This is a genomic window from Chryseobacterium sp. PvR013, from assembly GCF_017833095.1.
GTDB lineage: Bacteria > Bacteroidota > Bacteroidia > Flavobacteriales > Weeksellaceae > Chryseobacterium > Chryseobacterium culicis_A.
The window spans coordinates 123,412-140,497 of the sequence record NZ_JAFIBT010000001.1 but is presented as its reverse complement, the minus strand read 5'-3'; the positions used below and the strand labels follow the sequence as shown (position 1 = coordinate 140,497).

The window sequence follows — 17,086 nt, the reverse complement described above, 5'->3', positions numbered from 1 at the left end:
CCTACCTCACCGCTTAACTGCATAAAACAGAGAACTTAATTATGAATTAGTTTTATAGAAAGGATTTGGCATGGTTTGTATATTCAATTATATAATGATTTTTATCCTTTCCCACATAAATAAACTTATATTTTGGCAATTGTACTTCATTTAATTTGATCTCCTTCTTATTATCAATAATAATTATAACATCTTTATTATTAAAAATTATACAAGCAGTGGTAAACCCTAACATTGATGTGGTTTCAGCATTTTTATTAATAACTAAACTGTCTCCGTTTTTAACTGTTATTACATTCTTAAATTCGGATGTAAAAATTAAAAATGATTTATTTTTATCATATGTATTAAATTTTTCAATTAGTACTCTTGAGCGCACATTATCAACAACATCTATCTCTGCACCATATTTCTCAGAGGTTTTAACTGTGGAACAACCAATAAAAACGAATGGAAATAAAAATATTATTAAATAACTTATTCTTATATCTATTGTTTTAGAAACGATAAGCCTGAAGATCATATAAATGTAAGCAATACTTATTTATTAGGCATATATGAACATTCTCTAAAAAAAGGATAGGTTCTTTTTAAAAATTCAGCAGTTTTACCTTGTTCATCATAGTAATATTTTTCTCTTTTGTTTCTAATTAATATCCATGATTTTAAATTGTAGTCAGAATATATTGTATCTCTTTTTGCAGTTATAAATGCATAGATATACTCTTGCAGTGTGCTTTTCGGTAATTCTTTATAAGATTCTATCTCAGAGAGAAAAGCAGCCTTATTCATAAATAAATACATATGTTCATCATTTTGGCTCCAAAATATTTGGGGATTAATATTAGAAGAATAACTATCAACTCCCATAAATCTTACTATTTTTACGGGTTTTGAAAAATCTGAGTCAATATTTTTAATATGACAAGATAATAAAAAAAACAATAGGCAAAATGAAACTAATTTTCTCATACTTATTTCTTTGTTTAAAAAATTAAAAGTAAATACCACAGACTAATAAGACTTGCTATAAATAATAACCCGATAAAGCATGATTTTTATATTAACTTCAAGGTACTAATAACAGCTCTGAGAAATAGAATATTGAGGACTTTCTTAGAAGATAGTAATCTTTATATTTCGTGCGGCAGTAAGATTTATAAAGCAGCTCACGCACTTCTAAGAAAAGAAAAAATTCACCTGTACAATCTACCATTGATCAGGATGAATTTTATAATGCTTTAGTATTTTTTTTTTCTCAAAATCATCGAGTTTAAAATAAACACCCCTATCTCCATACCTCCAAAATTCTAATCTGTCGTCTGCAAATAATGTATCTTTTTTAATAATAAATGCAAACACGTAATAACTATCATCAGGAGTAATAATTTGATTTTTTGTTATAATCTTTTGTTTAATTTCTTCTACCTTAAGGTTTAGTTTTTCATTCCTAAGACAAACCCTATTTATATCACTTTTATTTGAAAAAAAATATTTTAAATCGGAAGCTATGACATATTTACTATTATGAACGATATTTTTAGAATATATTAATACCATTTTTTGATTTCTGCAAGATGTAGTAATTGCTAATAATATCAATAGTATGGAATATTTAACTTTGATCATGGTTTTGGTTCTGTTGGTGGTTTAATTTTTGTTGATGTAACACTTTCTACTTGGTAAATTATTATTCCATAATTAGTTCTTTTATCCTCATTCAGTTTCTGATTCATTTGATTCCCTAAATTTACAGTATTGTACTCTTCTTCTTCATCTGTAAATCCAATATTTCTTTTGTCCGGTGTCCAAATTGACTTTTCAGCCTTTCCTTCGTATTTATTTTGATTTCGCTCTCGATATTTATTTGGATTTGAAAGATGATTAAATCCATGTAGTATTTCATGCCCTAATCTTGAAGATGGACTATTATAACCTATATTTCCTTCTTCTAAAGTTGATTTGGTACCATCTTTCCTGAATCTGATACCTTCTAATGGGTTAAATTTCACAGATTTGGTATTGGGATCATATTCATTTTTTTTACCGTTCTCTGTTTGTTCTAAAATTGTAAAGGTATTTTTTTTATCATTGATCATAAAATCCATAACATTAACAGTTGTAGCATCTTTTCCTTCTCCAATAGTAATATTGAGAGCTTCCTGAGAATATAAATAATCTAGTGCCTTATACACATTTCGATCAAACTCATTTTCAATTTTACTATAATCTCTATCTTTTTGATAGGAGTAAATATTATTACCAAATCTAATATCCCTACCATCAGGATCGATAAACAAAATTGGATTATTGACAGCGTAGTTATATGGGCTATGCCTTCTATGTTTTTCCGACAAAGGATCAACAACTCCCCATCTACCAAGATCTGCCATATAGAACCTTGCTCCATAATCGTACATCCCAGTTTCTTGTAGTTCCTTACCGTTGTATTTGTAATTTTTATAACCTCCCAATAATCCTTTATTCGTTCCAATATGGTTCATTCCAAATGCATAATAATTATTGGTATCGGTTATTTCAACAGTTCCTGTATTGCCTTTGGCAAAACTTACCCTGCTGTTTCCAAGGTGATCCTTATACTGATAAATATAGCGGTTTTCTGTAAAACTATAAAAACCTTCTGCCGTAGATACAAAATCAAGTATCCACTGAGGTTTAATCGGCTTTATGCCATTCACCTCATTTTCATTTTTAAAAGCTGCCTGCTCATAAGCGACACTTGTTCTGCACCAAAGACAAATGGTAGTCTCTGAAAAGCCATATTGAAAACCATCTAAATAATCCGTTATATTTGTTGTAATTGTTGTACTTCCTCTCCCTCCTCCGCTTGTGTAAGTCTTACGGATTTTTGTACCATCTGCTTTATAAAGATAATTCAATCCAAAATTATTAATTTCACCCACAGCATTGGTCTGAGTAATTGAAAAGTTATCCGGCAAATTGAGATAATTATAAACTATACCATGAATCCCTTTATCAAGCATAGTATTCATATTTCCGTTCAGATCATAGTCAATCATATTATTTCCACCTTCATATCCCGTGTCATTCATTGCTGATTCTATTACTTTATCTAAACGGTTTCCCGTATATTGATAGCTAAGATCATCCACCTGTACAAAAGTAGTCCCTTGTGATATAGGAGCGGCATTTCTTTTTAGTGTGTTGATATTACCATTAACATCATAGCTGAGATATTCATCAAAATAACCTGTGTTCCCTGTAGATGGTTCTTTATAAAACGCATTGGTTAATCTGTTCAGACCGTCATATTCATAATTATAACGCTTTAAAAGATTTTCCGATCCGTTATTCCAGTCAATTTCAGCAATATTACCATTGAACTTACCTGTGCTTTGAGGATTTGATGGATTTTGATATTTTATTTCATAACCAAACAGCTTTCCGTTCAGATTCCCAGGATCATTGATTTTTGTCAACCAACCTCTGATGTTATACTTATAATCCATCTGCTGAAGTGGAGCCCCGGCAGCAATTCCTCCCACTTTTTTTGATTCTAACTGGGAAATTTCGTTATAGGTGTTTTGAACCAGATATTCTACAGGGTTACTGTCAACCTGGTGCTTGTGTACCACAAGTCTGTTCTGATTATCATACTCAAAGTTTTCTGTGATAATTCTTTCAGTATCTGTTTCTAATCTCTTATGTCTGGTAATAGTTTGCTTGGGGAGTCCTGCAAAATCCAGTTTAGATTCTGTTCGGGTGTAACCTCCCAGGTGGTTGATAGAATGTTTTCCAATTACTCGTCCTTTAGTATCATAATACGTGTAATTCTTAGTCCAGTTATCATCTTCAATATTCTTTACAAAGCTCATAACGGGAAACCCTTTAGTGCTTCTTCCATCTGCAGTAAGAATTTCGGTAAGTACCGGTTCTCCCAAAACAGATAAAACAGATGGATTAAAGCTATATTGAGGATATGAATCATAATAATTTACTGATAATAAAGTAACCCATTTAGAAGCATGAGGATAGGTAATATCCGGATCGTAAAAAACATCCATTCCCTGCCTGTTAAAAACAACTGAACTATTCCTTAACATATTTCCAGAACCATCAGCTAATAGTTGCTCTGCATTCCGGTCTCCTCCGGTAGCTATTCCAGTAATAACAACTCTTCCAAACTTATCATACTGAGTATATAGCCATTGCCCTTTTTTATTTAGTTCGGCATCCTGAGTTCCTACAATTCTGTCTTGCTTGTCATATATTATAAATTCCTTGCCTTTGCCAGGAAGCTTTTTTTCTACCAGTCTTCCTCTCCCATCATATTTATACTGATAGCAAAGATTGTTCAGCACTGTATCCGGAACTGATACTCCGGGAGTCAGATTTTTAATAAGATCTGCTGCTTTGGGAGATAAAACATATGCTAATTGATCATAATTATTATAAACATAGTAAGTGTCTGTGCTTTCAGTTGCACTCAGCATTTTTCTTACCAGCACAATCTGATCCTTACCATTTTTAAATTCTATAGTTTTATTTCCATCCTCATCCGTTACTGTTCTTTTATACAATTGATTAGCTACATAAGGTGTAGAAACTGTAATGAGTGTTTCAAAAGTATTATAGTTGAAAACGGCATTATACTTCTTCACCTCACCATCTGCATTTGTATTATAGTCAAACTTCACAGGCTTTGAGCTCCATGCTGTTCCTACTTGTTTTTGTTCGAAAATCCTATCCAGAGGTGAATTTTCTAAGTTTTTGTGCGTAAAAGGAGTATTATCACCATAATAAGTTTGAGCTGCTCCCTCTGTTCCTGATTGAATTCCGCCATTTAATGTATTCATGGGCGCGGGAAGCCAGGTATCCACTTGCCTTCCGAATCCATCATAAGGAATTGTTGTTACCAGATCTTTTCCTGTAGGAGATGCTTTTATATTAACAACTTGTTTAGGCCTGCCCAATCCGTCAAAATACTGAACGGTTTCTGCAGTCTTGGTAGGCTGGTTATTGGAATCATAATCAAGATATGTTTTACTGTATGTATAGTTTTCTGTTGTGCTTAACTGGGCTTGTACAAAACCTGATATCATCAAAGCACCGATTGGAATTATGAGTTTCTTCAACGGTATTAGTTTTTATAGTTGTATTTCATTTCTTTTAACACTTTTCCATCCATATCAATGACTTTTTCAAGTCGACCTGCAGCATCGTAAATATAACGTTCTCTGATACCTGATGGAGGAGTGATGCTTCTTACCCCAACCAGTGGATCATAAGTGTAAGTAGTAATTTGATAATTGGTCAAATTGTTTCTGAAAGTATTCAACACAGATAGGAATGATGTTTCATCATTGTTTGCAACAGCTGCAGCATCAATATTAGAAGCATTAATAATATCTGGAATGTAATTCTCAATCTGAGCATATGTTGCTCCTTCTACTTTAGCAATAGGTTTACTTTGATTGTATCCCCAGATAATTACTGTGGAAAGTCCGTTCTTTGTAGTGTATTGTTGTAAATTACCTTTAGAATCATATAAATCATAAGTAACTTCTACGGATTGGGTACTTTGTAAATCTGTAGAGACTACAGAACTGGGAAATAAGTTCAAAAGACTGTCATACTTAGTTTCTAGTTTATTAATAAAGGTTCCATCCAAATTGACAGAAACCCTTAAAGGAATACCCGTCATTCCATTATTTACTAATCGGGTATTACTCAAATCTCCTGCATAATCATAGTTGGTCGTCATAATCTTACCATCACTTGTTGTGGTAACTTTATTCTTCAAATTACCAGAAGCGGTATATAACATTTCAGTTTTTTCAACTAATGATTTAGTACCGAAATAAGAAGTATTAATTGTGGTTTTTAATCTTCTTTTACCTGTAACTAATGGATTGAAAACAAATTGATATTTTGTTGTTGCTATGGGATTTATACTTGAATTCCCTGTATAGACTGTTCCATTTGTACCACATCCATTGATAGAATATGGATAGGAATTGCTATTAGGATCATATACACCTGTCGAAGTATTTATTATACTAAAGGAGGGAAATACTCCATAAGTATTAGGCAAATCATCATAAACCATTAATGCAGAAGAGAGCATATTTTGATTCTGATCATACTTCTCTATCAGAGTATTCTCTCCATTGGTAGGGATATCAATCTTTGGAGTTCCTTTAATAAAAGAGGTTTCAGAAGGTGTATTCTTAAAATAATATTTTGTAAAGCCTTTGAATGTTCCATCGGTAACACTGATATCTTTCTCTATAACTTCACTATAACCAAATGGCTTATTTCCACCAATTCCAAAATCACTGGAATTAACTGAAAGATCATTAAAAACAGATACATTTTCAATGAAACACCCTCCCGAAACATACATTGGTTGACTTTTATATGTGGCACCCTTTATAAGGTTCAAGGGTTCAAATTTATAAATCAATTTCCCTCCATTGTAACTGTATTCTTTATGAGATAGAAGGGCATTGTTCTCATAGTTTTTAATAGACCTTATTCTTACACCATTTCCATATGAAACAGACTTATCAATATTTGTATCATCATAATATCTAAAACGAGTTGATACAATAGCCCGATGCATTCCATCATTACTACGATATTGAAGTGGATTTTCAACGCGTACGTAATATTCTACTGTTGGATCATCATCGTATGGAACAGACACTTCTTCGTCCCAAATACGTGAATGGGTTTGCTCGAAAGTGGGTCCACCAACATCAATTGCCCATTGTTTAAAAATACTTTCAACCGGCTGTCCGTTGACCATCTTTCTTTTAATAAATTTTATTTTACAATCCCACATTGCATAAGGTTCATAATGTACTTCAGGATATTGCGGTCCCATATATCCATCATAAATAGTATTATAAAATTTTATATTCTCTGGTTTTGTAAGCTTAAAAGGAGCACTTACCATAAATTGGGAATTGCCAGGTTCTGTTCCTCTGTGTGATAAACTAACATCTTTATTCGCTAACGATGCCTGATAAGGTGTAGGAATAAACTGATTGGAAAATGTATTAGATTCGTACTCGAATTCAGTACGTCCTCCGGTAGGGTAGGATATTTTCTTAAGTATATAAGTTGTCACATAATTAGGAACTGTGTATCTCATAACACCATAGTATGGATAATTAACATTCAATCCATAATTTTTATAAGGAGCCTTATTTAAGTAATCAAAAAAGCTCAAATCAGGTAGAAGCTCACCTGTACTATTTGTGCCATTATTATATCCATAAAAATCTGAACTTGAAACTTTAGAAGGCATCACATTTGTCATGTCATATTCAAATGTATATGGTGGGGTACTTTGAATGGGAACACCACTCTCACTATAAGTAATTACCTGAACACTATTTAACTTTAATCTTTTATTTTTATATCCTTCCTCTGCACCACTTGTAGAAGGATTAAAATATGACGTTCCCAACACATAACTTTTGATCTTTTTATTAGAATATTTTGATTTGATATCAATAGATTCTAATCTCTTTATTGCTGTAGAAGATTGTGGACGAATATCTTCTCTGTTATTTAGATTAAATTCTATCTTGGTATCATTAGTCTCAATTCCTATTAACGTCTTTTTTTCACTGTTAACAATATTATTGTTTGTTATTACACTTGAATTTGTAAAGTTTGTGATATGTGCAACACGCACGGGGGATACTTGACTTATACTTTCATCTTGATACGTGAATACAACAGTTTTACCACTAACCAATTCAATTTTTGATATCTTAAATGTATACCCAACATCAACTGAAAGGCCCGCACCTCCAGATCTTGATTTTTCTATGGCATAAAAATAAAATTTATCACCTTTATTGGTCGTGGCAATCCAACCCTGAGAATCTTTAGAAAATTTTAAATCATCATTGCTTTCCATGAAAAGGATTTCATTGCTGTTTTCCGGATTAAAAAAGAATTTACCTGAATATCCATAAAAATTGTAGGTAAAAATATCAGGTTGACCCTTTCCTTGATTTAAGTCATTAATAATATACTCAGAATCATCAACTGAAGGGTTTACACTAATCATACCTCCGGTATTATAACCTTGGTTTCCAAACTGGAATCGATAAATTTGGCTTTGTGCATAAAGGGTTGGAAAATGGCTTTTGAATATATTATATCCTGAATTATTAGCAAAACCATCTCCTCCATTGAGCCAATAATCTTCTTTCCCTCGGATTTCCTGTGTAATAGTTCCTTCCGGCATAAAATTCCACCCTAAACCTACCCAAGTAGCTTCGTCTGCCACCTTAATTCCTGAAGTATGATAACTTAAAGCTAACGGAATTTCTATATTATCAACCTTTACATTATATATAGGTACTGAAACTTCTGCCGTTCCTGTATAATGCCCCACAGGTACATCTCCAAATCTTCCAAGTAAGGCAATCTCCGGGGAAGTTGGTACATTTTTTAAACTGGCGTCATATTGACTCTGATTACCTTGTCCAAATATATTGTTTAAAGAAGCTATTACTAGTATGGTTGTTGTTATTTTTCTCATTTGTTTATTTCTTAATCAGCTTGGCATTCGCCGTTTTATTGGTATCAGTTTTTATCGTTACCAGATAAGCTCCCTGAACCAAAGCCTGGGTATTAATCTTAGTCACTTTATTCTTCGTCTTAAGGTTTTGGAGCTGTCTTCCGCTCATATCATACAACAGAATATCAGCCTCCTTAAAATCAAATCCGATTTCTACATATGCATAATCAGATACTGGATTCGGATAGATCTTGATATCGTATTTTTCAATCAGCTGATCAACCTGCTTATCTCCCAGCTTCACAATCTTCCAGTTCTCTTTTCCAAGTTCTTCTGCACTGGTTCCGGCAAGAATAATGGAGCCGTCTCTATTTAATTTCAGATCAGAAAGCCTTTCTGCTTTTTGTCTGGTTTCTCCAGTTATATGTTTTCTCCACTGTTCATTCCCATTCTGATCCAGATACAGCATCCAGAACGTTTCATCATCTGTCTGTATTCTTCCTTCAGCCTGGGTATAGCCTCCCAGCAGAATGCCTTTAGACTTCTCGCTTCCATCTTCCATCTTCCCGCTTACCACACTCATTCCCATCAGGATGTCTCTGTTTTTAACATTGTAAGATTTCTGCCATTGCTCATCACCGTTATCATTTAAAGAAATCAACCAAAGGTCAGATCCTTCTTCAAGGGCTACAGTTTTATTTCCCGATCTTTCTGATCTGGATTCTCCACCAATGATAAAGCCAGTTGAAGTTATAGCAAGGGTTCTCAAATGATCATCTCCTTTTCCTCCAAAGTTTTTTTCCCATTCTACTCTTCCGTTCTTGTTTAACTTGACAATCCAGTAGTCACCCTCACCAAAGTTTTCAGTTTGTTTCGAGTTTCTCGATACAGGGTTCGAGAAGGTTTCGCTCGTTTTAGCTTCAGATCCCGAAACACGGACCCCGGAACTCCTTGAATAAATTCCCAATAACGCTCCTCCATCTCTCGTTGGAATCATTCTCTCTATTTCGTCTAAACCTTTTCCACCTAAGATTAATTGGGAAAGTTCTTTTCCGTCTTTATCAATTCTCGTGATCCAAACATCTTTGGATCCATAGCCCTTAGTAGCGTTTTGTACGTTTCCGGCAACAAAAAATCCTAGATCCGTAGTCTGAATGACAGCTCTTGCTTCTTCATCGGAAGAACTCCCTAAGGTTTTCTGCCATAATTCATCACCAAATTCATTGATTCTGACCAGCCAAATATCTGAGCCTCCTTTGGAGTCCTCCTTTTTGTCTAATCCCTTTCCGGAATAAGATGTTCCTGCCAAAAGAAATCCTCCATCTTGAGTGGTGACGGTTGCAGATAGATAATCATGGTTTTGTCCTGAGAAATATTTTTCCCACACTTCTTCTCCCTGCTGATTCAGTTTTACCAGGTGGAAATCATAACCAGTATTTTGCTTTTGGCTGACGGCTGCCGGTGGTTGGTTTTTGACCTGAATGCAACTTCCTGTAATAAGGTATTGCTGATTGATGGTTGTAGTAACCTGGCTCAAGAAATCCTGGGTAGAGGATTTGATATCTTTCTGCCATATCACGTCCTGGGCAGATATGCTTAGGACGGTGCATAGAGTAAATGCACTGAGAGAGAGTTTCTTCATTCTCTTATTGTCGCTTTTCGAGTTATTAATTAGTTTTTATAAAAACGCAGCTAATTTAACATTTTTTTGAAAAATAAATAATTAAATATATTTATTACAACTAGCAATACTATATAAACTGTAAATTCAAATTTATTTCACGAAAACAGACTGCAGAAACGACAAATCTTGTCGTATTTTATTACTTTACAATGAAGAAATTAAAAAGAAAGAAGTATTCTTTTAGATAAGTATCTAAACAAATTAATATAATTGAAATTTGAAGTATAATAAAGGTTTATAATATCATAAACTAAAGGCAGTTATTTGATAAAAAATGAGCTTTACAATTCTTGCTTAATTTGACTCAAACGAACCCAATCAGTGACAAAAGTGTTTGAAGATATGCTCGTCTTGGTCACCAAAAAGTCAAAAGACGCCACTTTAAAACAAGTGGCGCCTTTTTATTTGAGTTATATATTCCTTACTTTCGGAATTTTCCAGTTTTAATACATCTTATTTTCTGCATATTTATAAACGGTCTTTTCATCCCAGACAAATAATTGGATAGAGCTATACGGTGGTATTTTGTATGAATACCCTGCGCTTTTTATGTCGAATCCCTGTCCATAACTATCACTGGCATTTAATACGAGTATTCTCTGACCTCGGAAAACTTTTCCTAATGTAAATTGCTCACCATATACACATCTGATGACCAGCATTCTATTATCAGAATCATAATATTGAACTCCTGGCTGCTGCTCAATCATGCCATGAGACAATCTCATTCTTGAGTCTTCATTGATAATCTCATCATCAAGATAAGAAAGACTTCCGTCCGGAATAAATAAAGTATTAGGCTTTTCATCTTTTGATTTAAAGTTTTCAGTAGCCTTTACTGAGCCTGAAACAGTTACTTTATCAGCATCATTAGCATCTGTACCTATACCAATATTATAACTCTTTCTATGGAAATTAATACCTTCCCAACTCTTATATTTACTTGAATATTTATAATACTCACCTTCCAATACACTTAAATAGAAACCATCCTGTTCATTATATATACCGGATTCTCCACCATTATACTCATCAGCAACCATTAATCCATTACCTGTATGACTAGTAAATTGCTGGTTTACAATAACACCGTTATTAGACATATAATTCCAACTATTGATATTACCTTGAGAAAAATCTGCGTCACTCCATAATTTATACCATGCCTTAGACCACTTATCATCAATACCTTTTCTGATTTTAAGCATTGGTACTCCTTCTCCATTTATACCGGTTTGATTGGCAAAAACCAATTGGTATGAAGAATCCCCAGTGGATGCAGATGTGCCATCCCATGGAGCGTAAGTCATTACACCCGCATAATTTCCGGAGCCTCCAACAGATCCAGCATTAATAAAATCAAATCTAACTCTACGGGAATTGCCATTTGGGGCAACAACTGTATTCGGGTCTCTTGAACCATCTCTGGATGTAATAAAATAATTGGAAGCTAAAACTCCATTTGAATTGGTCAGATTTATCCATTGACCATCTTCTCCTTCAGGTTGAATAGACAGAGTCTGACTCGTAAAATTAGACGATACCCAGGATTGAGTAGCTAGGAATACATAACCATCTGTTCTATGATAGATGTAAGGTGCACCTGCTGACAAACCACTTGAGAATCCTAAAGTTTGAGCATTTTCCGCAGAATTAACTTTAGCATCTGGATTAAAATTATTATTAGTCCAAAGTGCTTCTCCATCTGACAATAAAGGAATATTTCCTTTTTTCGTCATGGTTGTTGTATTGATCGCCTGCCAATATTCTAAGTGATTGCCGAATAAAGGAAAATCTATTCTATGATACCATGTATTATTTCCTGCAATATGTAAAGAGTTACCATAAGTAGTGGGGAATCCTATACCTGTCGTCCAATCTGTAACACTTAAAGGATAATCAGTTTTTACTGCGGCTGCATCTTGATGTAAGCCTCTTTTCGCTAAGTATTCTGCGGGATTTAAATTGTTAGTCGTCCAAGGAATACCCCCTTGAATTTTAACAACACCACTATCTGAACTTAATAATAGGTCACCCCCATTTACAGCTCTCATTGCAAAACTATCTCCTGCTCCACCTCCTGAGGCCGAATCTCCATCAGCTCCAATATAAGCTATATCTTTAGATCCATCATACTTTTGCCAGGTCAGATAATTCCCTGTTTGTGCAGTACTTTTCCATCTACCTAACATAGCTGGAGTCTCTATATTGAAAGCTCCTGTCATAGTACCGCCATCTTTTCTGAGATAGTTTCCTAAGTCTGAAGATGATACAAAGTCTGAGGCTAATCTTTGCCCACCACCTGCTGTTAAGATATAGTTATCATTATACCCGATTTTATTAAAACCTTTTGATAAAACCTGACCAGCATCAGTGAATTCTACCTTATTGCCCAAATCCCAATCTTCTGCATTATTTGTAGCAGAAGGTGCCAATATTAAATTGTTATTGGTAGGTTTCTGAATTGACCAGGATTTATATGAACTATTTTTTAGTTTGAAAGGTATTCTGTTATAATAGGATTTCGCTGCGGAGATAATTTCATCTGTATTTCTTGTCTGATAATCTCCTGGTTTGAAGTTTACATTATCCCAGGCTCTTCTCCATAGCGTCCAATTACCATTATACCCACTTCTATAGACTAATTCTCCTGCGTCTGCATTCGTATCATTATATTTTACCTGCAACTGTGCTGTGGTATCCTGGGCACCCATGTGCAACATAGGACTGTACAAATGCTGAACGCCTCCTGCATTACTGTTCGCTCTATAAACTCCGGAACTGGAATACCCTTCAAGACTATTGAAGTTATCATTAAGCTGAACCGCTTTTGGAATATAGCTGCTGTCTGCAAAATTTGTTAACCAACTTCTTGTAGCAACTACATCAGAAGGTAACACAATGATATTGGAAGGATATAAATCAAAGTTAGGTTCTATTGCATGAGACCATCCTACATTCCAGTCAAGATTATAGTTCCCATATTTAATTTCTACTTTAGCTACTTCAAATGAAAAGTATCCATTCCAGAATGTGTTTGATTCTCCTAATAAAATACTAACATATCCATCAGTTCCAATCCCAATTCTTGCGGTAGTAGTAGGGAAATTATCTGTGACTTCCCATAAGGCTTTTGAACCATTAGAAACCAAAGTTCCTGATACATATTTATAGAAAGCGACATTAACTTTTCCTAAGTACTGATTTTCATATCCATAAATATTAATATCAACACTAAACATAGCATGCTCTGTTGAGGCTTGTGGCATTTTAATCGCTAAAATACCTGTGTGCCCTCCATCACCATAATTCCCTTGATAAACTTTATTAAATATCCTTACATTATTCTGGTGTTTACTTATAGATCCTCCGCCATCAAATTCTAAATCCTTTGCCCCAAGATTTACATCCTGTGCTGCACCATTATAGGGAACATAATTATTTAGAGCAGATGCATTAACAAAAGTTGAAGGATCTAAGTTATGGGCATCCCAAACCACTCCATTTACTCCATTTTTAGAGTGTATTATATCATTGTTACTAGATTCAATAATCGTATTAATGGTAGGATTTCCTATATATAATGTAGACGGACCACTATAATTTAAAACCTGGTTATTACCTGTAGTAAATGAATTAGAATAAATACCTACTTTAGAATAAATCTGGCCTGATCGTCCCAGAAAATGGGTAGGCTGATCCGGATCTCCAAAATGGAAACCTATACCCTCATTCAAACTATTGGCACTTCCCTGATAATAAGAAAGTCCGTAAGTATCTGCGTTTGCAAATGACCAGATTCTATTTCTTTCATCTACTTTGTAAAACCTGTTTTGAAAACCTTCATCTGTTTGCACAAAACCTTTTGAGTGGATACCATATGCAGGAATAAACTGAGAGTCCGTATAAGCAGAAGAAGCCAATAAACCACCAGATAAAATAACTTGAGAATTATTACCGTTTAAACCCGCTATAGGTCTATCTGAATCTAATGCCCAATAGCCGCCTGTATCTTTCTTCTCCCAAAATGTATTACCAGCAACTAATTCTTCTTTAGTAAGTAAATGTTTAAGATTGATCTGAACCCTTTTTGTACCTCCCGGATCCGGATGATCCGACACTGAAGTAACTCTGTTTTTACCTTGGTCTAAACCTCCATATCCAACTGTTACCTTTACATCAAACCCCTGCCAGTAAGATAATTGAGTAAACCAAAAACAAAGTTTACCATTTAAGTTTAAGGCAGTAATCGAATTCCAGTAATGTAATGTAGAATAGCCGCTATGAGAAATAATAGTCCCGTTATCGATATAGCCCTGAATCTTACAATCTAAAGGCTGATCAGTGCCGTACATATTCCCTTTAATCTCTAAAAGAAACTGATCTCCATGGTCTACAGAATAATCTACATCAGTTTCAATGAATGTACCCTGCGGGAAGTTTCTTCCGGAATGATACCAGGAGTCTTCTTTTCTTCGGGAATCATAATCCCCACCACCTCCCGTAAGGAATCTTCCGTTATCTGACCCGTCTTTATAATACCCGGCAGATCTCACGTTATCAAAAGCATTGCCATTGATATTCATAAAATGGTAACCGTTTGACCTATACTGCAATGTACCGGCATAAAGGCCTGGCTGATGGAAAGAAATTGCAGGATAAATTGTATCAGATGTACCATTACCTCTTACTTCTAAAGCAACTGCATTATAAGCATTCCCGGTAGCTCCTGAGAATGTTTTTCTTGCCGATATATCCTGAAAGGTATTAGTTGTTACTAAATTTAAATCAGAAACTATTTCCGCATGGGTTCTTGTGCTAATTTTTTTCGTTACAGAATTCCAAACCATTACAGAACCTGCATCGTTTGGAACACTTTTCACAATTATTTCACCTTCTACGGCGATATGATTGTTAAAATATTCAGGAGCAATCATTAGTCTAGTCTTGCAGTTAAAGTAATTCTATATTCATTCGGGGTAAGAGGTGCTAAAACATCTATTTGTACATCATTTTCTGATATAACCACACAGCTTACATTTATTTTTCTATTATCAGCATTACGATAACAGATATAATCAACATTCACGGTATTCCAGCCATGGGTGATGGGGAAAGAAACGGACGCTCCATCTCCGATATGCCATGTTTGGGATTTAATTTTTGCATCCAAAACAGCTTTCGTAGATTTTGGAGTCATTGCTTTAGTAATATTGATTCCCTCAATAGCTTCAATATCTGTAGCGATCTGGATCACTCCTTTTACCGTATCTGTAGCGTCTACAATATCAGGAATACCTTTTTCTATAATCTGATAATTTTTAGGGATATTGTAAGCATCATCGGTATTGGCAATAAGATGGTCCCCCACAGATACAGGCTCATTGCCCACCCATCCATTTGCTGTAATCACCCATACCATTCCTGTTTTAATTACTGCTGCTGTAGCAGGTGATGGCATCGTCATTGAACCTTCAACAGTAGAAGGGGTATAACCTCCCGGCTGATAGATCAGTGCTCCTGTAAGGCTTTGTCCTATGAAATTTTCAACATAAGTTTTAATCTTATAGGATGACCATGTAAAGGTACCTGACTGAATAGCGTCATTCACAACAATAGAAACAATATCTGCATTGGTAAGATTTCGGCCTGCTACTTTAATAACATGCCCTGAACTATTGGTCAGGAGCTGACTTAGCAATAGAAGTCCACTTGTCTGATTGGTCTGAAATGGATTATTAGTCAGCGGATATTCCGGATGTACATAATTTTCGGCCAAATTAATCCATTCGGTTCCATTCCATTGATGCAATTGTCCATTATAATCAATTACCCAACCTGCAGGAACACCATCCGTACTGGGAAATGAAGTAAATTGTTGAAAACGGGTACGTTGTAATTCCCCGAAAAAATTATCCTGATTTGCGTTATTACTGATTACTGCGTTATTGTTCATAGTTTTTATTTTTTTATGGTTTAACTTTTAAAATGAGAATGTTAATCGGATTAGCAAGGTCGCCCAACATCTTAATCTCGATGGTTTGATTGGTTGCATAATCGTCAATATTTATTTTTTTTCCGGTAACACTGTCCCGGGCCTGAATGATCACATTTTCCGTTTCAAGGGTATTGGGAAATACTGCACTTCCGGTAACCTGCACTACGGTACTTTCAGCTGTTTGTGAGATCAGCAAAACCTTATCATAGATCTGCTTATTAAATTCCTGCTGATTTTTCGGGCTGTCCAGCCAACCGTAGTCCAATAACAGCTTTACTTTATCTTCACTTGATTCTCCTATGGGAAGAGCTTTTAAAGCTTCAATATCTTCACGGTTTTTTTTGATGAAGTCTACTATTTCCTGAAGCTCATCTAAAGACAAATCATTAGATAATAATATGTTTCTAATATTTTCTATCTCAAGAGCCAAGTCTTTATCAGCACCTTTCAATGCATCCACAAAACTATTTACCTGTATTTTCGTGTACGCATTCCCCAATTGATCAGAACTGTCGATCGTAGCAATATTGCTGATTCCAAGTTTGCTTTTCCAGCTGTCCACATGCGCTGCAGTCAGGTTACCGGCATTCAATAAAGCCAGATATTCCGAATGAGCCTTTGGGTCTTTTAAGTGTTCCTGAAATGCTTCTGCGCTGGCAAATAATTGAAAAATTTCTTCAAATCCTTCAATACCTTTCATAGGGATTAAGTCATCTTTGTGATAAAAAGATAAAAACGTGTCTTTAAACTGGGTTTCTGTTGGAAAATCTCCCGTTTCAAACCAACTGAAAATTGTATGTAATGGTGTACTCATTTGATAATTGATAATTAGTTTTGATAAAATTGATAATTGGGAAAGGCTTAAAGATTATTTCTA

9 protein-coding genes are annotated in these 17,086 nt (G+C 34.7%); all 9 read right to left on the bottom strand.

What is annotated here, in order from left to right; translation table 11 throughout:
• Window positions 1-52: 52 nt before the first annotated feature.
• Window positions 53-523, bottom strand: a complete 471-nt coding sequence (locus JOE44_RS00580) for a hypothetical protein (protein ID WP_209783878.1) — start codon at window positions 521-523, stop codon at window positions 53-55.
• 17 nt (window positions 524-540) lie between these two features.
• Window positions 541-972, bottom strand: a complete 432-nt coding sequence (locus JOE44_RS00575; RefSeq protein ID WP_209783877.1) for a hypothetical protein — start codon at window positions 970-972, stop codon at window positions 541-543.
• 237 nt (window positions 973-1,209) lie between these two features.
• Window positions 1,210-1,629, bottom strand: coding sequence for a hypothetical protein (locus JOE44_RS00570; protein ID WP_209783876.1), 420 nt, complete (start codon window positions 1,627-1,629; stop codon window positions 1,210-1,212).
• Complete coding sequence (locus JOE44_RS00565) at window positions 1,626-5,117, bottom strand: DUF6443 domain-containing protein (RefSeq protein ID WP_209783875.1); 3,492 nt, start codon at window positions 5,115-5,117, stop codon at window positions 1,626-1,628. Before JOE44_RS00565 ends, JOE44_RS00570 begins: the two co-directional genes overlap by 4 nt.
• Before the next feature lie 5 nt (window positions 5,118-5,122).
• Complete coding sequence (locus JOE44_RS00560) at window positions 5,123-8,548, bottom strand: RHS repeat domain-containing protein (RefSeq protein ID WP_209783874.1); 3,426 nt, start codon at window positions 8,546-8,548, stop codon at window positions 5,123-5,125.
• Between the two features lie 4 nt (window positions 8,549-8,552).
• Window positions 8,553-10,169, bottom strand: a complete 1,617-nt coding sequence (locus tag JOE44_RS00555; protein ID WP_209783873.1) for a T9SS type A sorting domain-containing protein — start codon at window positions 10,167-10,169, stop codon at window positions 8,553-8,555.
• A gap of 485 nt (window positions 10,170-10,654) precedes the next feature.
• Window positions 10,655-15,148, bottom strand: coding sequence for a hypothetical protein (locus tag JOE44_RS00550; protein ID WP_209783872.1), 4,494 nt, complete (start codon window positions 15,146-15,148; stop codon window positions 10,655-10,657).
• Window positions 15,148-16,167 (bottom strand): hypothetical protein, encoded by a 1,020-nt coding sequence (locus JOE44_RS00545; RefSeq protein WP_209783871.1) that lies wholly within the window; start codon window positions 16,165-16,167, stop codon window positions 15,148-15,150. The genes JOE44_RS00550 and JOE44_RS00545 overlap by 1 nt, the downstream gene beginning before the upstream one ends.
• 13 nt (window positions 16,168-16,180) lie before the next feature.
• A complete protein-coding gene (locus JOE44_RS00540) occupies window positions 16,181-17,023 on the bottom strand; it encodes a hypothetical protein (RefSeq protein ID WP_209783870.1) in 843 nt (280 codons plus the stop codon).
• Window positions 17,024-17,086 lie beyond the last annotated feature (63 nt).